Annotated in this window: 17 protein-coding genes; 8 read left to right on the top strand and 9 right to left on the bottom strand. The window is 60.7% G+C overall.

From position 1 onward, the window contains the following. Nucleotides 1–13: 13 nt before the first annotated feature. The 8 genes from J3P95_RS13315 to J3P95_RS13280 form a co-directional block, all read right to left on the bottom strand. Nucleotides 14–1,681, bottom strand: a complete 1,668-nt coding sequence (locus J3P95_RS13315; protein ID WP_434581024.1) for a response regulator — start codon at nt 1,679–1,681, stop codon at nt 14–16. Beyond that, entirely contained in the window at nt 1,681–3,198 is a 1,518-nt protein-coding gene (locus J3P95_RS13310; protein WP_434557306.1) for an ATPase domain-containing protein, read from the bottom strand. Before J3P95_RS13310 ends, J3P95_RS13315 begins: the two co-directional genes overlap by 1 nt. Nucleotides 3,199–3,335: 137 nt before the next feature. Further along, on the bottom strand, nt 3,336–4,391 hold the full coding sequence (locus tag J3P95_RS13305; protein WP_434581025.1) for a tetratricopeptide repeat protein: 1,056 nt from the start codon (nt 4,389–4,391) through the stop codon (nt 3,336–3,338). 190 nt (nt 4,392–4,581) lie between these two features. After that, nucleotides 4,582–6,006, bottom strand: a complete 1,425-nt coding sequence (locus tag J3P95_RS13300) for an efflux transporter outer membrane subunit (RefSeq protein WP_434557304.1) — start codon at nt 6,004–6,006, stop codon at nt 4,582–4,584. Beyond that, the gene (locus J3P95_RS13295; protein WP_434557303.1) at nt 6,003–9,182 is read right to left on the bottom strand and encodes an efflux RND transporter permease subunit; all 3,180 of its coding nucleotides are present in this window, start codon (nt 9,180–9,182) and stop codon (nt 6,003–6,005) included. The genes J3P95_RS13300 and J3P95_RS13295 overlap by 4 nt, the downstream gene beginning before the upstream one ends. A 15-nt stretch (nt 9,183–9,197) precedes the next feature. Beyond that, on the bottom strand, nt 9,198–10,451 hold the full coding sequence (mexE, locus tag J3P95_RS13290) for a multidrug efflux RND transporter periplasmic adaptor subunit MexE (protein WP_434557302.1): 1,254 nt from the start codon (nt 10,449–10,451) through the stop codon (nt 9,198–9,200). Between the two features lie 180 nt (nt 10,452–10,631). Further along, complete coding sequence (locus J3P95_RS13285) at nt 10,632–11,387, bottom strand: substrate-binding periplasmic protein (RefSeq protein WP_434581027.1); 756 nt, start codon at nt 11,385–11,387, stop codon at nt 10,632–10,634. A gap of 300 nt (nt 11,388–11,687) precedes the next feature. Then, on the bottom strand, nt 11,688–12,920 hold the full coding sequence (locus J3P95_RS13280; protein WP_434581028.1) for an MFS transporter: 1,233 nt from the start codon (nt 12,918–12,920) through the stop codon (nt 11,688–11,690). A gap of 146 nt (nt 12,921–13,066) precedes the next feature. On the opposite strand from J3P95_RS13280, the gene J3P95_RS13275 reads away from it, so the two are divergent. The 4 genes from J3P95_RS13275 to J3P95_RS13260 all read left to right on the top strand — a co-directional run bounded on the left by J3P95_RS13275 (nt 13,067) and on the right by J3P95_RS13260 (nt 16,665). Further along, nucleotides 13,067–13,951, top strand: a complete 885-nt coding sequence (locus tag J3P95_RS13275; RefSeq protein WP_434581030.1) for a LysR family transcriptional regulator — start codon at nt 13,067–13,069, stop codon at nt 13,949–13,951. Nucleotides 13,952–14,145: 194 nt separating this feature from the next. Beyond that, nucleotides 14,146–14,958: an oxidoreductase gene (locus J3P95_RS13270; RefSeq protein ID WP_434557298.1), complete on the top strand. Its 813-nt coding sequence runs from the start codon at nt 14,146–14,148 to the stop codon at nt 14,956–14,958. Nucleotides 14,959–15,031: 73 nt separating this feature from the next. Continuing rightward, nucleotides 15,032–16,018, top strand: a complete 987-nt coding sequence (gene acuI / locus J3P95_RS13265; RefSeq protein ID WP_434581032.1) for an acrylyl-CoA reductase (NADPH) — start codon at nt 15,032–15,034, stop codon at nt 16,016–16,018. Nucleotides 16,019–16,110: 92 nt separating this feature from the next. Further along, nucleotides 16,111–16,665 carry a hypothetical protein gene (locus J3P95_RS13260; RefSeq protein ID WP_434581034.1) on the top strand — a complete coding sequence of 185 codons (555 nt, stop codon included), beginning with the start codon at nt 16,111–16,113 and terminating at the stop codon, nt 16,663–16,665. Nucleotides 16,666–16,783: 118 nt separating this feature from the next. Here the strand turns inward: J3P95_RS13260 and J3P95_RS13255 are convergent, their stop codons facing one another. Beyond that, nucleotides 16,784–17,698, bottom strand: coding sequence for a LysR family transcriptional regulator (locus tag J3P95_RS13255; RefSeq protein ID WP_434557295.1), 915 nt, complete (start codon nt 17,696–17,698; stop codon nt 16,784–16,786). 257 nt (nt 17,699–17,955) lie between these two features. On the opposite strand from J3P95_RS13255, the gene J3P95_RS13250 reads away from it, so the two are divergent. The 4 genes from J3P95_RS13250 (at nt 17,956) to pgm (ending at nt 24,362) form a co-directional block, all read left to right on the top strand. Continuing rightward, complete coding sequence (locus tag J3P95_RS13250) at nt 17,956–18,981, top strand: zinc-dependent alcohol dehydrogenase family protein (RefSeq protein WP_434557294.1); 1,026 nt, start codon at nt 17,956–17,958, stop codon at nt 18,979–18,981. 682 nt (nt 18,982–19,663) lie between these two features. Beyond that, nucleotides 19,664–21,151: a hypothetical protein gene (locus tag J3P95_RS13245; protein ID WP_434581037.1), complete on the top strand. Its 1,488-nt coding sequence runs from the start codon at nt 19,664–19,666 to the stop codon at nt 21,149–21,151. Nucleotides 21,152–21,226: 75 nt separating this feature from the next. After that, entirely contained in the window at nt 21,227–22,624 is a 1,398-nt protein-coding gene (locus tag J3P95_RS13240) for a PLP-dependent aminotransferase family protein (RefSeq protein ID WP_434557292.1), read from the top strand. A 91-nt stretch (nt 22,625–22,715) separates the two neighbouring features. Beyond that, the gene (gene pgm, locus J3P95_RS13235) at nt 22,716–24,362 is read left to right on the top strand and encodes a phosphoglucomutase (alpha-D-glucose-1,6-bisphosphate-dependent) (RefSeq protein WP_434581039.1); all 1,647 of its coding nucleotides are present in this window, start codon (nt 22,716–22,718) and stop codon (nt 24,360–24,362) included. Nucleotides 24,363–24,532 lie beyond the last annotated feature (170 nt).

Raw genomic sequence — 24,532 nt, 5'->3', positions numbered from 1 at the left:
CGAGGCGTCCCAGTCAAACCTTGATCATCTCCCGCACCTTCGCCGTCAACAGATCAAACGTGAACGGCTTGGTGATCATCTGCATGCCAGGGTCCAGGAAACCGCCGCGCACTGCGGCGTGTTCGGCGTAGCCGGTGATGAACAGTACCTTGAGATCCGGGCGGATCTGCCGGCCGATTTCCGCCAGTTGCCGCCCGTTCATGCCGGGAAGGCCTACGTCGCTGATCAGCAGGTCGATGCGCTGGATCGATTGTAGGATCGGCATCGCGCTATTGGCATCGGCGGCCTCGACGAAGGCGTAGCCCAACTCGCCCAGCACCGCACAGACCAATACCCGCACCGCTGGATCATCTTCAACGATCAGCACAGTCTCGCCATCCTGTGCATAAGGCGCCTGTTGGGCGACGGCTGACGGTTCGTGTATTTCTTCGCCCGCGAAACGCGGCAGGTAAAGGTTCACCGTGGTGCCTTTGCCGACCTCGCTGTCGATGGTCACATGGCCCCGCGACTGCTTACTGAATCCATAAATCATCGAGAGACCCAGGCCCGTGCCCTGGCCGATGGGTTTGGTGGTGAAGAACGGGTCGAACGCTCGGTTGATCACCGCTTCCGGCATCCCGCAACCACTGTCTTGCACGCTCAGCACCACGTAGTCGCCGGGCTCCAGGTTGGTGTAGGCGCCGGTGAAGCCGGTGTCCAGGTATTGATTGAAGGTCTGCACCACCAGTTTGCCGCCACCCGGCATTGCATCGCGGGCGTTGAGCACCAGGTTGAGCAGGGCGCTCTCCAGTTGGTTGGGGTCGGCTTCGGCGATCCAGAGCTGCTCGTCCAGTTGCATCTCCAGGCGGATGCTCTCGTTGAGGCTGCGTTGCAGCAACTCGCCCATGGACAATACCAGGGTGTTCATTTGCACGGCCTTGGAGTCCAGCGATTGCCGGCGCGAGAAGGCCAGCAACCGATGCGTCAGGCCTGCCGCCCGATTAGCCGACGTCACTCCCAGGTCGATCAGACTGTCGAGGTCTTCGGTACGGCCGCGGGCCAGGCGTCGGCGCAGCAGTTCGAGACTGCCGATAATGCCGGTAAGCATGTTGTTGAAGTCATGGGCGATGCCGCCGGTCAACTGGCCGACCGCTTCCATTTTCTGCGATTGGCGCAGGGCTTCTTCGTTATGGCGCAGCTGGGCGGTGCGCTCCTCGACCTGTTGCTCAAGGGTTTCGAGGGTGGTTTGCAGGCGCAACTCGCTATCGCTGAGATCAATCAGGCGGTCCCGTGCGTCATATTGCCTTCGGCGTCCACGCAGTGCGGTGGTCACCAGGCTGACGAGCGTCACCGGGTGGAACGGACGCTCCAGGAACGTCACGTTGCCCAGTTGTGCGCCGATGCGAGCAACCGGGTTGTGCTCGGGGCCACCGTGATGAGTCAGCAGGACGATGGGCAGGTCGGACCAGGCCGGTTGCTGTTCGATGTGCTGGAACAGGGTTTCCAGATCCGGCCCGACCAAGGCTTCCGATGAAATCACCAAAAGGCCCGCGCCTTTCCCCAATTCTTCGCACAAATGACCCAGGTGACTGCAAACGAGGCCGTTGAAACCGGCTTCCTTGAGAATCATGAGGGCGATCTGGCTGTCCCGTCCCAGCGGCGCAAGAATCAGCGCCCGCTCGGACAGTGGCTCTGCCGACATCACGGGGCTTCATCCCCGAGAAGCGGGTTATCCGCGCCCATATAGGTCGGTACGCCGCGCAATACCCCCTGGAATGCCTCCAGCGGCTGACCGATGGTCATGCCCTGCGTGCTGATGCGATATTCACGGATGGTCGACTCGTGGGCGCCAGTGCGTTTCTTGATAACGGAAACCGCCCGGCGAACCTTGCCCAGCGCTTCGAAGTAACGCAGCAGGATTACGGTATCGGCCAGGTAGGTGATGTCCACCGGTGCCTGCATGTCGCCGACCAGACCGTGTTGCGCGACGGTCATGAAGGTCGCCGCGCCTTTGCGATTGAGGTAGAGCAACAGCTCATGCATATGGAGGACCAGGGCGTTTTCTTCCGGCATGGCGGCCTGGTAGCCGTTGATGCTGTCGATGACTACGGTCTTGATATTTGCGTCACTGACGCAACGGCGCACGCGATGGGAAAACTCGCCCGGAGACAGCTCTGCGGCATCGACCTGTTCGATCAGCAGATTGCCGGTTTTTTGCAGTTCGTGCAGATCGATGCCGATATTTTTCATGCGCTCGAACAGCAAGCCCAGTTCTTCGTCGAAGATGAACAGCGCGGCTTTTTCTCCGCGCAGCACGGCAGCAGCAGCAAAGATCAACGAGATCAGCGACTTGCCGGTACCGGCCGGACCGAGGATCAGGGTGCTTGAGCCGGTCTCGATGCCACCGCCCAACAGGGCATCCATTTCGCTGATGCCGCTCGACAGCTGCTGGCGCTGGTACTGGCCGCGATGCTCGGCGGCCACCAGACGAGGGAAGACGTGCAAGCCGTCGCTCATGATGGTGAAGTCGTGGTAGCCGCCACGGTATTTCTGCCCGCGATACTTGACCACCCGCAGCCGCCGCCGTTCGGCACCGTAGTTGGGGGTCAATTCCTCGAGGCGGATGACGCCGTGCGCCACGCTGTGCACGGTCTTGTCCAGGGACTCGGTGGTGAGGTCATCAAGGAGCAGGACGGTAGCGTCATAACGCACGAAATAGTGTTTAATCGCGAGAATCTGGCGACGATAACGCAGGGAGCTTTGCGCCAGCAGGCGGATCTCCGAAAGGCTGTCCAGCACGACCCGGGTCGGCTTGATGCGCTCCACCACTTCGAAGATTTGTCGGGTCGCTTCGCCCAACTCCAGATCTGACGAATACAGCAGGCTCTGCTGCTGATCGGCGTTGAGCAGGCTCTCGGGCGGGGTCAGTTCGAAAATATGAATGTTTTTATCCAGCGTCCACCCGTGGGAGGCTGCGCCCTGGCGCAGTTCATGCTCGGTCTCCGATAGGGTGATGTACAACGAGCGTTCGCCGGCCTGGGCGCCGGCCATCAGGAAATGCAAGGCAACCGTAGTTTTACCGGTGCCCGGCTCTCCCTCCAGGAGGAACACGTGTCCTCGGGACAAACCACCGGAAAGAATATCGTCCAGTCCCTCGATACCGATGGCGGCTTTGGTGCTGATCGACTCGTTTGATGTAATCAAAAATAACCCTCTCATGACTAGGGGAGTGGGCAGTTGACGGGGTATCGCCTGAGATGAACTGCCTGAACACTTGACCTCTGGCAGTGGTAGCGGTTCCGCTTCCTTTGACAAAACGCGCATTGCTGCACAACTTTCGGCTCGCGTCGATTGGCCTAGAGACCTTGTTGCAGCGCCGGGTCATCGGGGTTCAGTTGTTCCAGTTGGGCCAGCAGGATCTGGACATTCTGCAACTGTCCGGTCTCCTTCCAATAGTTGATCAGCAGCACACGTGCCTTGCGGTCGGCGGGGTAGCGCTGAACGATTTCCTGCAACTGTTTCTGCGCGGCTTCCACTTCCTGCTCGGCGTGCAACGTGGTTGCCAAGTCATAACGGTAATGCCTGTTCTCAGGCTCCAGCTCCACGGCTTTTGCCAGGCCGAGCACCGCGTATTCGCTCTGGCCGTGTTGCAGCAGCCACATGCCCAGTGCATGTTGCAGATAAGCTGATGCCGGCTGGGTTTGCAACTGGCGGGCGAGCAATTTTCGTGCGGCTTCCCCCTGGCCTTGTTTGTCCAGCACGTCGACCTGCATGACCAGCGCCGGCAGGTTGTCCGGTTGCAGGCGCAGCGCCTGTTCAAGTGCCTGCTGGGCTTTTTTCAGCTCGGCGCTGTGCAAATACAGGCGGGCGAGTTGATAGAGCGATTCGGTAGTCGGTGGCCCGTCGTTCAACACTTGCTTCCAGGTATCGACAGCGATCTGCATCGCTGCGAAATACAGGCCCAGTTCATCCGGTGAAGACCCCAGCAGCGCATCCACGGCGGCGAATCGAACGTCTGGCTCGTTGTCATCCAGCAGCGGGCCGAGCAACAGGCTGCGATGGGCGTTCGGCACCAGTCCGACGATACTGCCGATGGCGGCTCGCCGCACATCTGGCGCTTCGCTTTGCAGGTCCGCCTGTGCCAGTTTCAGGGCTTGCGGGCTGGGGTAATTGGGCAGTTCGGCGTGCAGCCATACCCGACGCTTGGGCGACAGGTCCGGACGTCCCAATTGCTGATACAACATCCGCGCGGCGCCGGGCTGGCCATTGCGCGCTTGTTCCAGGGCTTCGCTGTAACCGCGCTTGATAGCCTCGGGAATCTTCGGCGTCGTACTGCGCTGCCACATCGCGACAAGACCGATCGCCAACACAACGGCAAGACTGAGAAGCAGGTAGCGGCGAGACGAGGGCATGCAGGTAATCCATAACCAGGAGCGTGAAATGTCGCAAGCTTCGGTCAGGCCGCGACCTGAGTCAAACCTTGTGGCTATCCGCGTACGAAACGTATGGGCGATCGACCAAAAAAAGCCCCGCGTCCAAATGAGACGCGGGGCAAAAATTTGGCTGGTTGCGGCCAACCAAAGGAGCTCGGTGGGGAAGGGGTCAGTTGCTGGCGACGGTTTCCGGTTGCCAACCGCCGCCGAGGGCCTTGTAGATCGCGACGATGCCGCGGTACAGGTCGACTTCGGCCTGGGCCTGGCTATCTTCGGCGGCCAGGCGTTCACGCTGGGCGTCGAGGAGCACGAGGAAGTCCTCTGTGCCTTCGCGGTAGCGGATTTCGGCGAGGTTGGCGGCCGCGCGGCTCGATTCGCTCTGGCGGATCAGCGAGATCAGCCGTTGCTGGCGCTTGCCGTAGTCGCTGAAAGCATTTTCCGACTCTTCCAGGGCCAGCAGCACTTGTTGCTCGTAGTTCGCCAGGGCGCCATCCGCCTCGGCGCTGGCACCGCGCAAGCGCGCCCGCACGCTGCCCAAGTCGAAGGCTGCCCAGGTAATGCTCGGACCCAGCGCCCAGGCATTGGCCGCCGAGGAGCCGATCTGCGAACCGCGTCCAGCGGTAAAGCCGAGGAAGCCGCTGAGGCTGACCCGTGGGAACAGGTCGGCCTTGGCCACGCCGATGCGTGCCGTTGCGGCTGCCAGCTGACGCTCGGCGCTGAGCACGTCTGGGCGGCGTTGCAGCAGTTGACCGGGATCGCCAATCGGCAGGGCCTTGGCAATGGCCGGCAACTGCTTGGGGCTAAGGTCCACGCTCAGCTTGTCCGGGCGCTCGCCCAGCAACGTCGCAATGCGGTTGCGCTGGCGGGCCTGTTCGGCTTGCAGTTGTGGCACGCTGGCTTCCACTGCGGCCAGCCGAGCATCGGCACGGACCACGTCGAGCTGATCGCCGACGCCGGCATCGCGCAGGCTTTCGGTGATCTTGCGTGACGCCTGTTGGTTGTCCAGGTTCGCCAGGGCAATCTTCTCCCGAAGCTGGGCGCCGCGCAGTTGGCCGTAGGCATCCACCAGTTCGGCGATCATCGTCACCTGCAACTGGTAGAGGTCGGCTTCGGTGGCCTGCTGGTCGGCGTCGGTGGCCTCCAGGTTACGCCGGATGCGACCGAACAGGTCCAGCTCCCAGGCCATATCCAGGCCCAGGTCGTAGCGCTCGCTATTGACCCGATCATCGGTCTGGCCCATCGGGTTCTGCCCCTTGCCCAACTCGCTGCTGGCACGGCTGGTGATGGTCGGCATGGCGTCATTGCTGGCGTCATCGCGAATCGCACGGGCGGCCCGCAGACGGGCGAAGGCCACGCGCAACTCACGGTTGCCTTCCAGGGAGCGGGTCACCAACGCGTTAAGGGTCGGGTCGTCGAACTGCTGCCACCAGATGCCTTCGAAGCGCGCGCGATCGAAGTTCTTCTGGCCGGCGGCGCCGTCGGTGGCGGTGGTGATATTTGCCGCCTCCGTTTGCGGTGTCTGGTAGTCCGGGCCCACGGCGCAGGCACTCAGTGCCAGAACCAGCAAGCTCGGCATGAACACTTTCAAACTCATTGTTGCGCCTCCAGTTTCAAGGCCCGGGCCGCTTTGCGGGCCTCGCTGCGCTCGACGAAGTTACGGATCAATACGTAGAACACCGGGGTCAGCAGCAGGCCAAAGAAGGTCACGCCGAGCATGCCCGAGAACACCGCGACACCCATGGCGTGGCGCATTTCCGCACCCGCGCCGCTGGAGAACACCAGGGGCACCACGCCCATGATGAAGGCGAACGAGGTCATCAGGATCGGCCGCAGACGCAGGCGGCAGGCTTCGAGCACGGCGGCCAGCGGGGTCATGCCTTCGAGCTGTTTATCCTTGGCGAACTCGACGATCAGGATCGCGTTCTTACAGGCAAGCCCCACCAGTACGATCAAGCCGATCTGGGTGAAGATGTTGTTGTCACCGCCCGACAGAATCACACCGGTGATGGCCGACAGCAGGGTCATCGGTACGATCAGGATGACCGCCAACGGCAGGCTCCAGCTTTCGTACTGTGCCGCGAGTACCAGGAACGCCAGCAGGACGCAGAGCGGGAACACGAACAGCGCGGTGTTGCCCGAGAGGATCTGCTGGTACGTCAGGTCGGTCCACTCGTAGGTCATGCCGTTGGGCAGTTCGTCCTTGAGCAGTTTCTCGATGGCTTTTTCAGCCTGGCCGGAGCTGTAACCCGGTGCGGCGGCACCGTTGATTTCAGCGGTGATAAAGCCGTTGTAGTGCATTACGCGGTCCGGTCCCGAGGTGTCGCTGACCTTGATAAAGGTCGCCAGCGGGATCATCTCGCCACGGTTGTTGCGCACCTTGAGCTGGCCGATCTGGTCCGACTCGAGGCGGAACTGCTGCTCGGCCTGGACGTTGACCTGGTAGGTACGACCGAAGCGGTTGAAGTCGTTGGCATACAGCGAACCCAGGTAGATCTGCAGGGTGTCGAAGATGTCGCTGACGGCCACGCCATGGGTCTTGGCTTTTTCACGGTCGATGGCGGCATCGACCTGGGGCACGTTCACGGTGTAGCTGGTGAATAGCCCGGCCAGTTCCGGCACGTTGTGGCTCTTGGTGATGATGTTCATGGTTTCCTTGTACAGCTCGTCGTAGCCCAGGTTGCCCCGGTCTTCGATTTGCAGGCGGAAACCACCGATGGTGCCCAGGCCCTGTACCGGCGGCGGCGGGAAGATCGCCATGTAGGCTTCCTGGATTTCCGAGTACTGGCCGTTCAACGCACCGGCGATCGCACCGGCCGACATGCTCGGGTCCTTGCGCTCGTTAAAAGGCTTGAGGGTGACGAACACGATGCCGGAGTTCGGGCTGTTGGTGAAACCGTTGATCGACAGGCCCGGGAAGGCCACCGCGCTTTCAACGCCTGGCTGTTTGAGGGCCATGTCGGACATGCGTTTGATCACGTCTTCGGTGCGGTCCAGGCTCGCAGCGTCCGGCAACTGGGCGAACGCCACCAGGTATTGCTTGTCCTGGCCAGGCACGAAACCGGTCGGCGTGCTCGAGAAGCCGAAGAAGGTCAGCACCATCAGGCCCGCATAAAGGACCAGGGCGATGCCGCTGCTGCGGATCACGCGGCCGACAGTCCCCACGTAGCTGTGGCTGGCGCGGTCGAAGAAACGGTTGAACGGACGGAACAGCCAGCCACCGAAGATTTTGTCCAGCGCTCGCGAAAAACGGTCCTTGGGCGCGTCATGACTCTTGAGCAATACCGCTGCCAGGGCTGGCGACAGGGTCAGCGAGTTGAAGGCCGAGATCACCGTCGAAATGGCGATGGTCAAGGCGAACTGCTTATAGAACTGTCCGGTCAAGCCACTGATGAAGGCCGCTGGCACGAACACCGCGCACAGCACCAGTGCCGTGGCGATGATCGGCCCGGTCACTTCACCCATGGCGCGCTTGGTGGCTTCCACCGGCGTAAGCCCGAGGCCGATGTTCCGTTCGACGTTTTCCACCACCACGATGGCGTCGTCCACGACGATACCGATAGCCAGTACCAATCCGAACAGCGAAAGCGCATTGAGCGAGAAACCGAACAGGTGCATGACGGCGAACGTACCGATCAGCGATACCGGTACCGCCACTAATGGAATGATCGACGCACGCCAGGTCTGTAGGAACAGGATGACGACCAGCACCACGAGAATCAGCGCTTCGAACAGGGTGTGGACCACCGCTTCGATGGAGCCGCGCACGAAGATCGTCGGGTCATAGACGATGCTGTAGTCCATGCCGGCCGGGAAGCCTTTCTTCAACTCGTCCATTTTCTCGCGCACATCGTTGGAGATCTGGATGGCGTTGGAACCTGGGCGCTGGAAGATCGGGATTGCTACCGCTGGCTGATTGTCCAGCAGTGAACGCAGGGCGTATTGACTGGAGCCCAGTTCGACCCGGGCGATGTCTTTCAAGCGAGTGATTTCACCGTTGGCGCCGGAACGAATGATGATGTTCTCGAACTCTTCTTCGTTCACCAGGCGACCCTGGGTGTTGACCGACAGTTGGAACGCCGTGGCGTTAGGCGCTGGTGGCGCCCCCAGGGCACCGGCAGCGACCTGGCGGTTCTGTTCACGGATCGCCGTGACCACGTCAGTGGCGGTCAGGTTGCGCGAAGCGGTCTTGTTCGGATCGAGCCAGACCCGCAGGGAGTAATCACCCATGCCGAACAGTTGCACATCACCCACGCCGCCCAGGCGCGCCAGCTCATCCTTGATGTTGAGCAAGGCGTAGTTGGACAGGTAGAGCATGTCGTAGCGTTGGTCCGGCGAGGTCAAGTGCACGACCATCGTCAGGTCGGGCGAGGCCTTGTCCACGGTGATACCGATGCGGGTCACTTCCTCCGGCAACTTGGGCTCGGTACGGGTGACGCGGTTCTGCACCTGCACCTGGGCGTTGTCCAGGTCGGTGCCCAAGGCAAAGGTGATGGTCAGCGTGATCTTGCCGTCGGCGGTGGACTGCGAGGACATGTACAGCATGTTCTCGACACCGGTGATGGCTTGCTCCAAGGGCGCGGCAACGGTTTCGCCGATCACCTTGGGGTTGGCGCCCGGGAAGTTGGCGCGCACGACCACGGTCGGTGGCACGACTTCCGGGTATTCGCTGATCGGTAGCTGGAACAGCGAGATGGCGCCCGCGATCAGGATCAGCAGCGAGAGCACCGCTGCAAAGATTGGCCGTGAAATGAAGAACTGGGAAAATTTCATCTTGAGTTCAGTCCCTTAACCGCGTGGGGACGCAGAGGCCAGTTTGCCTGCCGATCCGGACGGCGCCTTGGCGGGCGCGACCTGAGGCAAGTTGCTGGCTTCGAGCGCTTTGCGTTGTTGTGCCAGGGCGGCGAGGGTGGCTTCGCTGGCCATCGGCACCGTTTCAGGCGTAACCGGCGAACCCGGACGGGCGCGTTGCAGGCCCTTGACGATGATGGTGTCGTCCTTGCTCAAGCCGTTGCGCACGATGCGCAGGCCTTCGATCTTCGGACCCAGCTCGACGGCGCGGTACGCAGGCTTGTTCTCGGCGTCCATCACCAGTACGAATTTTTTGCCCAGGTCGGTGCCCACGGCTTCGTCGTTGATCAGCACGGCGGAGTAGGTGCCGCTGCCCACCAGTTTCAGGCGGGTGTAGAGGCCCGGGGTGAAGGCGCCGTCTTTGTTGTCGAATACCGCGCGACCACGGATGGTGCCGGTCTGCGGGTTGACCTGGTTATCGACGAAGTTCATCTGGCCTTGGTGCGGGTTGCCGTCTTCGTTGGACAGGCCCATGTAGACCGGCGTGGCCTGGCCGCGCTGGCCCTGGCGGGCAAGTTGGGTGTACTTGAGGAAGACGCGCTCGTCGGCATCGAAATAGGCGTAGACCTTGTCGGTGGAAACGACGCTGGTCAGCGGCGTGACGTCGGCGGTCACCAGGTTGCCAGCGGTGATCTCCGCACGGCTGACGCGGCCACTAATGGGCGAGGTGACGCGGGTGAAGCTCAGGTTCAGTTTCGCCAGGTCCAACTGCGCCTGGATGGCTGCTGCGGCGGCACGGGCTTCCTGGGCGGCGCTGGTGCGCGAATCCGCGAGCTCGGCGGAGATGGCATTGCTCAAGCGCAGGCGTTCGCCACGCTGGGCTTCATTCTCGCTGCGGGTGGCGGTGGCGCGGGCCTGAGCCAGTTGGGCTTCGAGGCGACGTACTTCAGATTGGAAAGGGCGCGGGTCGATCTGGAACAGCAGGTCGCCTTTCTTGACCAGCGCGCCTTCGGTGAAGGCCACTTCATCGATCTGCCCCGAGACACGTGGACGAATCTCGACGGTTTCCGGCGCTTCGAGGCGTCCGGTGAATTCATCCCATTCGTTGACGGGCTGCTCCAGCACCTTGGCCACGCTGACTTTGGCCGCCGGCATGGAAGCTGCCGTATCGGGAGTCTTGCCGCAAGCGCTGATCACCAGCACTGCCAACAGTGCGAGGGGAAAACGCAGTTTAGAAAGTGAATGTTCCATGGATAGCATCCGCCAAGTGTATTGAGATGGGCGGATGATGCGTGGCGAGGCGCAGAGGAACGAATCGAATGAAGCAAAGGTAACTATCATTCGGAATGATATAAGCCATCGATGAGCCCTCTGGAACAGGGCTTTCGTTAGTTGGCTATCAATTGTATCGATGTTTACCGATCCGGCGCGTCACGGCAGATAAAGCTCATGAATACGCTTGATCTCACCCTCCTTGCGCAACGCCTCCACCGCCCCACGCAAGTCCTCGACAATCTTGGCCGAGCATCGTCGGGAGCATGCCAGGTAAAGGTCGGCGCTGCTGCCGACCGAACTCATCAGCAGTTTGCGCTTGGACATTTTCGGCCAGATGTAGCGACTCTCCGGCACCCCATTGAACCAGGCATCGATACGACCCATCAGCAGCATCTGGGCGGGGTTGTCGCCGATGGCCAGGGGATAGATCTGGTCGTCCCGGAAGCCCTCTGTGCGCAGGATCTCCTCCTGCGCGCTGCCCAGGCCGACGCCTATCTTGCGGAAGGTTGCTTTCGCTTGGGCGAAGCTGTTCACCTGCCGGTCGAGGCTGAAGAAGGCTCGCTCCATGGGCATGATCCGGGCAATCCAGGTGAAGCGATCTTCTCGGCCCGGGATACGTGACAGAGGTGTTATCAAGTAATCGCGTTCTTCGCTGACGTGTTTCTGTGCCCTGGCCCAGGGAAGCAGATGGATCTTCGCGGTGTACCCGGCACGGGTCATGGCTTGCACCGCGACGTCGCCGACAATCCCGTACCCCCTGGGGTCGTCGACGAAGGTCAGTGGGGGCGCGTCGAGGATGTGCAGTTCAATCACTTGGGACTCGCTGCGGGCGTGATCGACTGCCAGCAGCAACAGGCAGAGCAGGCACAATGCTTGGGTACGGCCATTCAATACGCGGTTGATCCGGCTCATGATCGATACTTCAGGCATTGAAAGGGCGGGGCGCCATTCTACGCATGCCGGGCGCCAGTCACACATCGTCTTGCAGGCCGCTGTGTCATGGGGACGCGCTTGCATACACGGCGCGTTCTTGTCTGGACATGTCAGCGTTTGTCATCCGGCCTGATTGCGTGCTCCTGAAGGTATAGATCATCCCGACGATAAAAACCCGGGTGCCTGGGATTTGATGTCTGGTTGCTTGATCAATCGCTCAGCCTGCCTTTGACGAGGGGAGGCTGAGTCGCGATTTGCAGGCTTTGCCTTGGGCGGATATCAGGTTCCCGCAGCGGCAGCGGCCTCACGCCCGGCGTGTGCCGCAAAGCCATGTCGCGACGACCACGCCACCGCCAGTGCCAAGAACAGCAGAACCGTCAGCGCAGGCGCAAACGCAACGACCCCCAGATGATTCAACAAGGCGCCTCCGATGATCCCACCGCCGGCAATCGCAACGTTCCATGCGGTGACCAGCATGGACTGGGCGAGATCCGCCGCTTGTGCCGCCGTCTTGACAATGGCTGTCTGGAACAGCGTCCCGGCCCCACCGAAAGCGATCCCCCACGCGGCCATCGCGACGGAGATAGCGACCGGCATGTCTCTCATCATCCCTAGCACCAACGCGGCGATTGCAAACAGGACTGTGCTGGCGAGCGTCAGGGCCCGAAGGTGTCGATCAATCCATGCGCCGACGATCCAGATGCCGAGTAGCGAGGCGACGCCAAACACCAGCAATACAAGATCCGTTCGCTCGGCCAACCCGGACGCTGCCAGGAAGGGAGCGATGTAGGTGTATAGGATGTTGTGCGCCAACACGAAGGTCAGCACCACGAACAACACGCTGCGGACACCGGGCAGGGCAAACACCCGACCTAATTCAAGCCGCTTCGCCCGGGGTTGCCCAGTGAAGTCAGGCACCTTCAGGCGTACCCAGACCATCAACGCAATCGCAAACACGCTCATGACGGCGAAGCTCATCCGCCAGCCAATCAAATTGCCAAGCAGAGTGCCAGCCGGCACGCCCAGGGACAGCGCCAACGGCGCGCCAACCATCGCAATGGCTATCGCCCGACCTCTTTGGCGTTCTGGCACCAGGCGGGCGGCATAACCGGCCAGCAATGCCCAAAGCAGCCCTGCTGAAACACCTCCGAGCAACCGAGCGATGATCGTCAGACCATAGCTGGTGGACAGTGTCGTGACGGTATTGGCGATGGCGAAGCCGGCGATGGCCAATAACAACAAGGGTCTTCTGCGCATGCCTTGGGTGGCCGCCGTCAACGGGATGGCGGCGAGCAACGAACCGAGGGCATAGACAGTAACGAGTTGGCCTGCGAAAGCTTGCGAGACCGCCAGCCCTTCGCTGATCAGCGGCAGCAGGCCAGCGGGAAGTGCTTCTGTGAGGATAGTGACGAACGCTGCCAGTGCCAGGGCAAACAGCGATCCGAGGGGGAGTGGTGCGGCATCTTCGCCGTCGTTTCGATCTGCGCCGATCCGGGTACTGGCAATCGTCATGTTTCACCTTCCTGTAAGCCGCTGATGGACTGGATGATTCCGTCCCACAAGGAATATCTGGCGACTACGGTAGATGCGCTTCAGAGTGGAGACAATAATGCTAAGGTTCGGAACACAGCGGACAAATTGTCTCAGGTGGATCTGCGATGGAATCGTTAAGCGGGATAGATTTTTTTGTTCGGGCCGCCGAGGCTCGAAGCTTTTCAGAGGCGGGCCGGGTACTCGGGGTCTCCTCGTCGGCGGTGGGCAAAAGCGTGGCTCGGCTGGAACAACGATTGGGCGTGCGTCTGTTCCATCGCAGCACGCGAAGTATCACGCTGACGGCGGAGGGCGCGCTTTTCCTGGAGCGCTGCCGGCGCATCTTGTGCGAAATCGAAGCGGCGGAACTCGAGTTGTCCGAAACCCGAAAAGCGCCGCGCGGCCGATTGCGAGTGAGCCTGCCTTTGGTGGCGGGGCTGGTCATGCCGACGCTGATTGCTTTTATGCGCCGCTATCCGAGTATTGAGCTGGACCTGGATTTTTCTGATCGATTGGTAGACATCGTCGAGGAAGGTTTTGACGCGGTTATTCGTACCGGCGAACCGAACGATTCCCGGCTGATGTCCAGGCCGTTGGGCACGTTTAAACTGCTGGTGGTCGGTTCACCCCGGTACTTCGCGGAACATGGCAGGCCGCAGGTCCCGGCAGATTTGTTGCAGCATGTCTGCCTGCTGTACAGATTTCCGAGCTCCGGCAGATTGCAGGTTTGGCCAGTCGCCGGGGAAGGGGAGGCGGATCTCACTCTCCCGGCAGCTCTGATCTGCAACACCACCGAAGCGTTGCTACACGTTGTACGCGATGCATTGGGGATTGCCTGCGTGCCGGACTTCACGGTACGCGATGCGCTCGCCGCTGGGGAATTGGTCACCGTTCTGGATGACTTCAATCAGCACCAGAACACGTTCCGCATGCTTTGGCCTTCCAGCAAGCATCTGGCGCCAAAGTTGCGGGTGTTCATCGATTTCATGTGCACCGAGTTATTCAAGCGGTAAGCGCAGCGGATCACAGCCGGAAGAACCAGTAAAAGCTGCCTGACAACGGGGTGGCGGCAAGGTAGCGCGAGTACTTGAGCTGTCAGTTAGATGTCGATCGAAATCAAAGTCATTGACGGCGAAGATTATGATCATCATCATAGCCTCGCCCGACACGCTCCGATGCCGGGACCGACCCAGCCCGAGGATTTCCTATGACAACCCCTAAACCCGTAGCGTTGGTGACTGGCGCTTCGTCTGGCATCGGAGAAGCCGTTGCCAACAGACTCGTGGCCGCCGGCTACCGTGTGTATGGCACCAGTCGACGAGGAACTCGGGCGCAAGGTCAGGCGTTTGCGATGCTGGCCCTGGACGTGACTGACGATGCCAGCGTCGAAGCCGCCGTCGCAGAGCTGTTGCGGTTGGAGGGGCGCATCGATTTGTTGATCAACAACGCGGGCTTCGGACTCGCCCCGGCCGCAGCGGAAGAGAGCTCGATCGAGCAAGCCAAGGCACTCTTCGATACCAATTTCCTCGGTGTCGTGCGAATGACCCGCGCCGTCGTGCCTCATATGCGGGGCCAAGGTGTCGGTCGAATCATCAACATCGGTTCGATACTCGGCGTCGTCCCCGTGCCTTACGTGGCGCTCTATGTGGCCAGTAAACATGCGGTGGATGGCTACTCCCAGGCGCTGGATCACGAACTGCGTACACATGGCATCCGGGTTGTGGTCATCGAGCCCGGGTATACGAAAACGGCATTCGAGAGCAACAGCTTCCAGGCCGACGCCAAGCTGGACCTGTATGAGGATATTCGGGTAAAGGTAACCAAAGTCGTCAATCAGGCAATGGCGTCTGCCGAGGGGCCCGAAGTGGTCGCCGACGTGGTGCTCAAGGCTGCTCGTGCCGATCGGCCGAAATTGCGCTATACCGCTGGCAAGGCCGCCGCCCAGCTGCAATTCATGCGCCGCTTCGCTCCGGCAGGCCTGCTGGACTCGGGCATTCGCAAAGCCATGCAACTGGCCTGAATCGCCTACGCTGTCCAGCGCTCTGGACCCTACGCGCTGGCCCGAATTCGCACAAATGGACAGGAAAACAACAATGACCTTCAAAGCGCTGCTTTCCATTAAAACTGGCGATGTGATCTCCACCAGCCTTGTCGACTTCAACGACCAGGACTTGATGCCCGGAGACGTCACTGTCGCGATCGAATATTCCACCGTGAACTACAAGGACGCCATGGCCCTCAGTGGCCGCACGCCGGTGATCCGCCAGTTTCCATTGATTCCAGGCATCGACTTCGCCGGCATCGTCGAAAGCTCCAGCCACGCCGGTTTCCAGGCTGGCGACCGGGTGCTGGCCAACGGTTGGGGGCTGAGCCAGACCCATCACGGCGGTTTTGCCCAGAAGGCACGGGTGAGTGGCGATTGGCTGGTCAAAGTCCCCGAGGTATTTTCGACCCGGGAAGCGATGGCGATCGGCACGGCAGGTTATACCGCGATGCTCAGCGTCTTGGCGCTGGAGCATGGCGGATTGACCCCGGAGCGCGGCGATATCCTGGTCACGGGCGCCAGCGGCGGCGCCGGCTCGGTGGCCATCGCGCTGCTCTCGGGCCTTGGCTATCGCGTGGTGGCCTCGACCGGACGTCAAGAGGAAGCCGCGTACCTGAGCGACCTGGGGGCGACACACGTCATCGATCGCCACACCTTGTCAGAGCCGGGCGCACCCATTGCCAAGGAGCGTTGGGCGGGCGTCATCGACTCGGTCGGCAGCCATACCTTGGCCAACGCCTTGGCGCAGACTCAATACCGTGGCGTTGTCGCTGCTTTCGGCCTGGCCCAGGGGGCGGACCTGCCCGGATCGGTATTGCCCTTCATCTTGCGTAACGTGACCCTGGCCGGTATCGATTCCGTCAATGCGCCGCAAGACGTCCGGTTGCAGGCATGGGCACGACTGGCGCGGGACCTCGACTTGAGCAAGCTGGCCCGAACCACTCAGGTGGTGGGTTTGGCACAGGTTCCAGCGGTCGCCGGTCAGGTGCTGGAAGGAAAGGTCCGGGGGCGCACTGTGGTCAATGTGAACGCGTGACCTACGCTTCTCGTGGCCATTTGGCAAGTAAGCTAGGCTGTTCGCACGACAGGCCGTCGGTATTCGACGGCCTGAAAACAAAGGCGCTATCAATGTCGAAGCATTTGCTGTTGGGCTGGCCCCGTTCCTTGTGCGTGCTTGCTGCCTTGAGCGGCGCGGCCACCATGGCAATTGCTGCCGCGCCTGAAAAAACCGCTACGGAGGTATCGGACACGCAATCGGTGTCCCTGGCAGGCGGCAAGCTGAAGTTCGAGCTGAAAGGCGTCGAGGCCCGTACCTTAAACAGCGAGAACGGCGGTACGATGTACTTCGATCCGGAAAGCGAGCGGGCCATCATCGTTACCGAAGGTCCGGCGCCGACTGCGGGCACCACTCCGGACGCTGCGTTTCGCCTTGCCGTGGATACCTTGAAGGAAAAGCAGCAGGCCGCGTCAGCCAACTTTCGCATGACTAACGAGAAGACCATTCAGGTGAACGGCTTGAAGATGTACCGCCTGGACGGCACCGACGATTTCAACGGCCTGAAGCTACTGATGGCCTCGTTGATGACGATGAACGATCAGAAGGTCACCATCATCGAAGTGATGTCCAGCGTAAACGACCCGGCCGGCCACACCGCTGCGTTGAAGAACATTCTGGGCAAGTAAACCGCAGGTTTCCGGATAGTAGGCTGTCGGCTCCCGACGGTCATTCGGATCAAGGCATCGCTGAGTTTGCCATAACCTACCGTTATAAAATTTCCTTATGGAGTTCAGTGGAATTCCATTACAGGCTATCGGGGTCCCCGAAAAACATCTGAATCCGCGATCTCAACCAGCGTTCACCCGGGTCGTTGTCCTGGGATCCGCGCCAGGCCATGTGCAATTCAAAGCTGCGCACCGGGATCGGCGGGTCTTCGGCGCGCACGCCGCCAGCGGCGGTCAGCGCCTCGGCGGTGTAGTCGGGCACCGTAGCCACGATGTCGGTGCCCGCCAGCAACGTGCTCAAGCCGTTGAACTGCGGCACGGCCAGCACTACATGGCGCTTGCGGTCGAGTTTTTCCAGCTCTTCGTCGATGAAGCCGCTCAAGTCGCCGGCAAAGGAAACCAGTGCGTGGGGGCGGGCGCAGAACTCGTCCAGGGTCAATCGTCCCGGCGCGGTGTCGGCGCGCAGCACTTTGGGTAAGCTGCGGCGCAATACCTTGCGCTTGGCGTTCGCCGGGAGGTCGTCGGTGTAGCTGACACCAATGGAGATTTCACCTGAGGCGAGCAGACCTGGCATCAAGATGTAGTTGACTCGCCGCACCACCAGCACAATGCCCGGTGCTTCGGCCCGCAGGCGCTTGAGCAGCATGGGCAGCAGGGCGAACTCGGCGTCGTCCGACAGGCCAATGCGAAACACCGACGTGCTGGTGGCGGGGTCGAACTCCGCTGCCCGGCTGACGGCCGTGGAAATCGAATCCAGGGCCGGGGAGAGCAGGGCGAAGATCTCGATCGCCCGCGCCGTGGGCTCCATGCTGCGTCCGGTGCGCACGAACAGCGGGTCATCGAACAGGCTGCGCAGGCGCGACAGCGCAGCACTGATGGCCGGCTGGCCGAGAAACAGCTTCTCGGCGGCGCGGGTCACACTGCGTTCATGCATCAGTGTTTCAAACACGATCAACAGGTTCAGGTCGACACGACGCAGGTCATTACGATTCATCTGGGGTCCTGGCAGATTCGGCAAGCTTGACGTGGGCGGCCATATGAGAACAATGACCGGCGTGAATCTTACGGGGAAAGGCTGGTACTCTGCATCGGCTAATTTCAGTTTTTAAGGATAGGTCTTATGGGACTGGTTCGGTTTTCATACGGCGGAATCAATGACAGGCATGTCGACTATTAATGGCCACTGATGGTCTTGGGTCCAAAGCCCGGATAGAGTTCATGGCATTAGAGGTAACTTTGACGAGGTTTGCGATGTCCCGCACGATCCGTTTTCACAAGTTTGGTGGTGCCGAGGTGCTCAAATGCGAAGAGCATGCGGCGGCCCTTCCTGCGCCAGGAGAAGTGCAGGTCCGCGTTGAAGCGATCGGCATCAGTTGGTATGACACCCTGTGGCGCCAGAACCTGGCGTCGTCCCAGGCCCGCCTGCCTTCCGGGCTGGGTCATGAGATGGCCGGGGTGGTGACTGCGGTCGGCGAGGGTGTCGATGATCTGGCGGTGGGCGACAAGGTCGCCAGCTTCCCCGCCGAGAGCCCGAACGATTACCCGGTGTACGGTGAAATCATCGTCCTACCCCGTACGGCGTTGACCCGTTATCCCGACGTGCTCAGCCCGATCGAAGCCGCGGTGCATTACACGCCGCTGCTGATCGCCTACTTTGCCTATATGGATCTGGCGCGGGTGAAACCCGGGCAATTTGCCTTGGTGACCGACGCCAGCCATTGCGCCGGCCCATCCTTTGTGCAACTGGGCAAGGCCTTGGGCGTACGGGTGATTGCGGCGACCAAGACTTGCGACGAACGTGAGTATCTGCTGTCGCTTGGCGCTGAAAAGGTCATCGTCACCGAAGAACAGGACTTGCTGATGCAAATCAACAAGCTCACTGATAGTCGTGGCGTCGATGTCGTATTCGATGGTCTTGGCGGGCCGCAGATGTCGCTTCTCGGCGACGTGCTGGCACCCCGCGGCAGCCTGGTGCTGTATGGCCTGCAGGGCGGTAACCAGACACCCTTTCCAGCCTGCGCGGCGTTCCAGAAGAACATTCAGTTCTTTGTGCACTGCATCGGCAATTTCACCGGTAAGCCGGAGCTGGGCATTGTCCAGGACCAGGTGGCGTTGCAGCGGGCGTTGCGCGATATCAATCAGCTGACTGCTGATCGCGTGTTGCTGCCGCTCAAGACTCGGGTGTTTCCGTTCTCCGAGTTCGTCGAGGCTCACCGTTACATGGGCGAATGCCCTTGCCGTGAACGTGTTGCCCTTCAGGTAGTCGACCCCGCCTGATTATCCCCCTTGCGCAAGAGTCATGGCTTCGACTCTTGCGCTGTCTCTGGTCGTACCGACCATTGTCTTCCTTGCTCGCAATCCATCGTGTCCGCCGGAAAGTGCGCACCTGCGCCTGGCACGCGCGACATATAGCCGTTTCACTACGGCGCGTTGAAGGCTCACGTCGCCAGAACGGCAACTGAACTGGTTTTTACCGTTAATCTGTATCTTCTAATCATTATTTAAGTCCTGATAATTGAGCGCTTGTTTCCAACTCAAGGAAGAAGTCGTGGCGCGATATAGACTTTGCACTGATTTCCAATCTTCTGCGCATCCTCAAAGTGACTTTCTTGTTATTTCCTTCATGCCTGTGCGTCGGCAAAGGGGGAGAGTGGCTGGAGCAGGAGGCAGGTCACCGCTCGGCATGTTCCTTATTTGTTGTATCCCTTGTCTGTGGGAAGTTGTAAGAAATCTCCTAGGACACTTTGGAAGTTTGGCGATGCCCCATGTTTTCGGGGGTTCTGCCGGTGCCGGCGGCGGAGAAGGGGTGGCGCTGCTCGTATGTATCAAATAATTACGCAGGACAGCATTCAAGCCTATCGCCAATACTCTTGGCAATAGCAAAACAATCCTCCAGACCAACACGTCGTGTAAATCAAGCGGGCGCGACGCCGATAATCGAATTTCCAGGTAAATGGTTATGAGTGCAATTCATGAGCAGGCGATGACTTACGTATATCAGCAAGTATTGCAGCGCTTGCTGGATTTTTATTCTCGTGCGGAACGGACTGCATTGCAGCTTTTGATTCAGCGCCTGATCGTCGCAGCCGGAGGCATCGACCGCATAGGCGAATACCGAGTGTTGACCGTCCAGAACGGAAGCCGGGAAGGATTCTACGTTCTCACGGCCTTGCGAGCCGCGCAGTTGAGCATTGCTGGCCGGCATCCGACGACGTTCGATCTGCGCGTCGCCACGCCTCGCCTGGGCGAGACCACGCAGGCCAGCCTGGAAAATATCCATCGCTGCTATAGCGCCCTGTTTGTCTACGATGATCCGCGTGTGGAGCTGCTGATGTCGGACAATCGTGAAGTGGTGCCGTTCAACCACAACAAAGCGTTATCGGCGGCGGGGCACGAGGCCAATCGCTTGGATATGCTGGTCCTGGGGCACCTGCGTTCGAATGACAGCCTCTTGGGCATGGGCGACGACGGCTACCTGGCGATGGCGGAGTTCTACAGGCACATGGCGCGCTGGGGGGCGGGTGTGGACTCATGGGTCACCTGTGACACGCCACGCCAGCAAAAGCACTTCATGACGGGCCTCCAACGCTCAATGCACAAGATCGGCCGGGCCATTGACGCCGGTTGTGGCTATGACGGCCTCTTCACTCAGCTCGATACTCTGGACGGCGAGATGTTCCGGGGTTTCTACGGGCAGGAATGCCTGGGGCCGTGGCAGCCCGAGGGGCAGTTCGAGGCCCGTCGGCGGATAGGACATATCAGCATCGAGGACCTGATTGTCGACCGGTCGGAAGAAAACAACTGGCCGTTGTTCAGCGAGTTCCTGGGGGTGCGCTCCGAGGGACTGATCGTGCCAACGCTTGAGCATGAGTACCTCAGTCCGTATCTATCCGCCCACTTGTATGGCTTGCAGGCTTGCTATCTGCAAGGGCGCAGTTATGAAACGGGCTACAGCGACTATGTGCAGCGAACCATCATGATCATGCATCGCAAGCGACTGCCCATGCACGTCTGCCAGCAGGTCCAGGAATTGTTCGGCACGCCGGCGGCCATTCCTGAGCGCCGCGCCCAGGCGGCTGTCGAAGCACAAAACTCGCTGGGCCTCAACGAGGCGCAACTGGTTTGCATGCTGTTCGCGCCCTTCGTGGAAAATGGCGCCGGCCTGGAGCATTTCCTGCGTTGTTGCCATCCCGGCATGCTGGTGGCGATGCCAGATTTGCACAAGGCCATGCGGGGCGGGGCCGTAGCCGATCAGGTAGCGCAATGGATGGTCGATGTCAGCGGCCTGCCCATTCTCATGCTAGGCAAGTTGTACCGGACGCGTATTAGTCCAGCGGAACCGGAAAGCGTCTTGACGACCGACCTGCAAGCGGCTGACGCAAGCGTTGATACGGAGGACGACGAGCTGGAGGGCGACGGCCTGTGTGGACGATCGGCATCGCGTTGAGGAGCACCGCTTGAACGATTTCTGCTCCATCATCCGGTCATGTCCGGTCATGGCTCATTCTGTTGGCCCGACTTCATGAAGGGTGGCCGTGAAACCGATTTTGCTTACCAGGCGGTCTATCGATACCTGACGAGCCTGATCAATGAGCTGGGTACCGACGCCCCGGTGCGCCTGCCGTCGTTGCGGCAATTATCCGAGCGCTTGAACGTATCCATTTCAACCATCCAGTACGCTTATTCCTTGCTGGAGAAGGAAGGGCGTGTGTACCCGATCGCCAAGTCCGGTTATTACGCGTTGCCGGTGCCCTGTGTTGCCACCCTGGGCGGTGGCGACGATTTGCTTGAAACCTTGTATGTCAATGCACGCCGGCCAGGCATGTTAGCGCTGAGCGACGATGAGCCGGCGTCCTTGCAGTCGCTGGACAGTCCGCTCCTGTTGCTTGAGCGCGAGTTGCTACGCCAGTATCCACGCGCTTCGCAGCTGCCTTCGCAGCCTTGGGGCGAGCAGGAGCTGCGCATGGCGCTGGCGGCGCGCTACACCTCGTCGCCGGCAAGATGCTGGAACGCCGACGACGTGTATATCGGGGCCGACCTGAGAGGTGTCCTGGAAATCCTGATTGCCGTGCTGGCCCTCAGGGGCGCAACGGTGTTGATCGAATCGCCCTGCGACTGGACGATCCTGCGCTTGTTGCAAGCGACCGATGTCCAGGTCATCGAGCTGTCGTTGCTGGAGGGGGGCGAAATCGATGTCGATCAGCTGGCCCGATTACTGGCGAGCGAAACGGTCAGGCTAGTGGTGCTGTCCTCGGTCCTGAGCATGCCCATGGGTAAACAGGCAAGTGAAGGCAATCGCCACGCGGTGGCGCGGCTGCTGGAGTTGTACGGCACATGGGTGCTGGAAAACGACAGCTATACCGACCTGATATTCGAGCCAGGCCGGACGCCTTATCGAGATTTGCTTGACCCGGACCGGCTGATTGTCTACTCCACTTTCGAAAAAACCATCGGTGCCGAAGCGCCCTACGGTTATCTGCTGTCGCGGCAACTGACGCTGTCGCTGCAGCGGCACTTTCTGTTACGCGCGTTTCGTCTGTCGCCGATTCGCCAGAAGGCGATTGCTCGCCTGTATAGCAATGGTCGGATCGACCAGCACTTACAGGTGCTGCGGCGCTTGCTGCGTGAAAGTGCCGTTTCGACAACGCAGTGGATGGGCGAACGGCTAGGGGATTGCCTGCAATGGGTGGAGCCTGAAGGTGGCGCGACGATCTGGGTGCGCTCATCGCGCCAAGCTGATCTGCGGCGAGTTTTCCAGCGCCTGCTTGCCCAGCGAATCGTTATCGCGCCGGGGGAATTGTTCAGCATGCAGGGACTTTATGACCAACATCTGCGTTTGGCCCACGTCGTCAGCGGGACCGAGGATCCAGACGCAGCGTTCCACGCGCTGGCCGATGCGTTGAGGGCCGAACAATCATGATGGCAGGGCGATGGATCGAACCCATCGCCTGATGGTCGAACTGTCAGTAAACTGCTTTCATTTTTCGAGCCACTCCATTCCGAGGTTTTGCATGACAGTCAGTCCATTTGCGGGCAAGCCGGCACCGGCAGAGTTGTTGGTCGATATCCCGCGACTGGTGACGGCCTATTACACTGGCCGGCCCGATGCTTCGGTTTCGACCCAGCGCGTGGCTTTTGGCACTTCGGGCCACCGCGGAAGCTCTTTCGATCTGGGCTTCAATGAATGGCACGTATTGGCCATCAGCCAGGCGATCTGCCTGTACCGTGAAGCCCAGGGCATCAACGGGCCGTTGTTCGTCGGTATCGACACCCATGCGCTGTCGACCCCGGCGGGCGCCAGCGCGTTGGAAGTGCTGGCCGCCAACGGCGTGACCGTCATGATCGCCGAAGGCGACGAATACACGCCCACGCCGGCGATTTCCCACGCCATCCTTTGCTACAACCGTGGCCGTACCACCGGCCTGGCTGACGGGATCGTCATCACGCCGTCCCACAACCCGCCGCAAAGCGGCGGCTATAAATACAACCCCACCAATGGCGGTCCGGCAGATACCCACATCACCAAATGGATCGAAGCCAAGGCCAATGAGCTGCTGGCTAATCAGTTGGCTGGCGTCAAGCGCATCAGCTATGAGCAGGCGCTCAAGGCAGAGACCACCCACCGCCACGATTTCCTCAATACCTACGTGGCGGACCTGGTCAACGTCATCGATTTCGATGCCATCCGTGGTGCCGGGTTGCGCCTGGGCGTCGACCCGCTGGGTGGCGCGGGCGTGCGCTACTGGCCGGCCATTGCCGAGCACTATCGGCTGGATCTTGATGTGGTCAATACTCACGTGGATTCGACCTTTCGCTTCATGACGGTCGACTGGGATGGCCAAATCCGCATGGACCCTTCTTCGAGCCATGCCATGCAAGGCCTGATTGGCCTTAAAGAACGCTTCGACGTCGCTTTTGCCTGCGACCCGGATCACGACCGCCACGGTATCGTGACGCCGAGTGGCGGCCTGCTCGCGCCGAACAACTACCTGGCGGTGTCCATCGATTACCTGTTCCAGAATCGTCCGCAGTGGCGGGCCGATGCCGCCATCGGCAAGACCGTGGTCAGCAGCGGCCTGATCGATCGCGTGGCCAAGCGCCTGGGGCGACGTCTCTATGAGGTGCCGGTGGGCTTCAAGTGGTTTGCCGATGGCCTGTTCGATGGTTCCCTGGGTTTTGGTGGCGAGGAGAGCGCAGGTGCTTCGTTCCTGCGCAAGGACGGCGGCGTCTGGAGTACCGACAAGGATGGCCTGATCCCGGCGCTGTTGGCGGCTGAAATGACCGCTCGCACCGGTCGTGACCCAAGCCAGGCCTACCGTGCCCTGACAGATGAGCTCGGCGAGCCGTTCTCGGTGCGTGTCGACGCCAAGGCCAGCCCGCAACAGAAAGCACTCCTGAGTAAGCTGTCGCCGGACCAGGTCCAATCCACCGAGCTGGCCGGGGAGGCGATCCAGAGCATCCTCAGCCATGCGCCAGGCAACGACCAGGCTATCGGCGGCTTGAAGGTGATGACCGAAAACGGCTGGTTCGCGGCACGTCCATCCGGTACCGAAGACATCTACAAGATCTACGCCGAAAGCTTCATCGGCGACGCGCACCTGAAACAGCTGGTGGTCGAGGCCCAGGCATTGGTGGACGGGGCCATTTCGGGACGGTAATAAACAGTTCTCCAACAGCAAGCAGGCTCGTCACGATCGATGAAAATCCTTTGATCGGGGCGAGACTGCTTGCAATCGTGCGGCCGAAAATCCTGATACCACACTTTCATTTCATCGCCTAAATCCCTGAGTTAAAAGCTTTTGGCTGGAATCCGCTGGCAAATCCAGAC

This window comes from Pseudomonas sp. Z5-35, assembly GCF_051131945.1.
GTDB lineage: Bacteria > Pseudomonadota > Gammaproteobacteria > Pseudomonadales > Pseudomonadaceae > Aquipseudomonas > Aquipseudomonas marvdashtae.
Note: the sequence above shows the minus strand (reverse complement) of the source record. Positions and strands in the feature narration are given on the sequence as shown.

Excerpts from the sequence above, each read along its gene's own strand:
- J3P95_RS13315 (WP_434581024.1), bottom strand. The coding sequence starts at position 1,681 with ATGTCGGCAGAGCCACTGTCCGAGCGGGCGCTGATTCTTGCGCCGCTG.
- J3P95_RS13310 (WP_434557306.1), bottom strand. The coding sequence starts at position 3,198 with ATGAGAGGGTTATTTTTGATTACATCAAACGAGTCGATCAGCACCAAA.
- J3P95_RS13305 (WP_434581025.1), bottom strand. The coding sequence starts at position 4,391 with ATGCCCTCGTCTCGCCGCTACCTGCTTCTCAGTCTTGCCGTTGTGTTG.
- J3P95_RS13300 (WP_434557304.1), bottom strand. The coding sequence starts at position 6,006 with ATGAGTTTGAAAGTGTTCATGCCGAGCTTGCTGGTTCTGGCACTGAGT.
- J3P95_RS13295 (WP_434557303.1), bottom strand. The coding sequence starts at position 9,182 with ATGAAATTTTCCCAGTTCTTCATTTCACGGCCAATCTTTGCAGCGGTG.
- mexE (WP_434557302.1), bottom strand. The coding sequence starts at position 10,451 with ATGGAACATTCACTTTCTAAACTGCGTTTTCCCCTCGCACTGTTGGCA.
- J3P95_RS13285 (WP_434581027.1), bottom strand. The coding sequence starts at position 11,387 with ATGAGCCGGATCAACCGCGTATTGAATGGCCGTACCCAAGCATTGTGC.
- J3P95_RS13280 (WP_434581028.1), bottom strand. The coding sequence starts at position 12,920 with ATGACGATTGCCAGTACCCGGATCGGCGCAGATCGAAACGACGGCGAA.
- J3P95_RS13275 (WP_434581030.1), top strand. The coding sequence starts at position 13,067 with ATGGAATCGTTAAGCGGGATAGATTTTTTTGTTCGGGCCGCCGAGGCT.
- J3P95_RS13270 (WP_434557298.1), top strand. The coding sequence starts at position 14,146 with ATGACAACCCCTAAACCCGTAGCGTTGGTGACTGGCGCTTCGTCTGGC.
- acuI (WP_434581032.1), top strand. The coding sequence starts at position 15,032 with ATGACCTTCAAAGCGCTGCTTTCCATTAAAACTGGCGATGTGATCTCC.
- J3P95_RS13260 (WP_434581034.1), top strand. The coding sequence starts at position 16,111 with ATGTCGAAGCATTTGCTGTTGGGCTGGCCCCGTTCCTTGTGCGTGCTT.
- J3P95_RS13255 (WP_434557295.1), bottom strand. The coding sequence starts at position 17,698 with ATGAATCGTAATGACCTGCGTCGTGTCGACCTGAACCTGTTGATCGTG.
- J3P95_RS13250 (WP_434557294.1), top strand. The coding sequence starts at position 17,956 with ATGTCCCGCACGATCCGTTTTCACAAGTTTGGTGGTGCCGAGGTGCTC.
- J3P95_RS13245 (WP_434581037.1), top strand. The coding sequence starts at position 19,664 with ATGAGTGCAATTCATGAGCAGGCGATGACTTACGTATATCAGCAAGTA.
- J3P95_RS13240 (WP_434557292.1), top strand. The coding sequence starts at position 21,227 with ATGAAGGGTGGCCGTGAAACCGATTTTGCTTACCAGGCGGTCTATCGA.
- pgm (WP_434581039.1), top strand. The coding sequence starts at position 22,716 with ATGACAGTCAGTCCATTTGCGGGCAAGCCGGCACCGGCAGAGTTGTTG.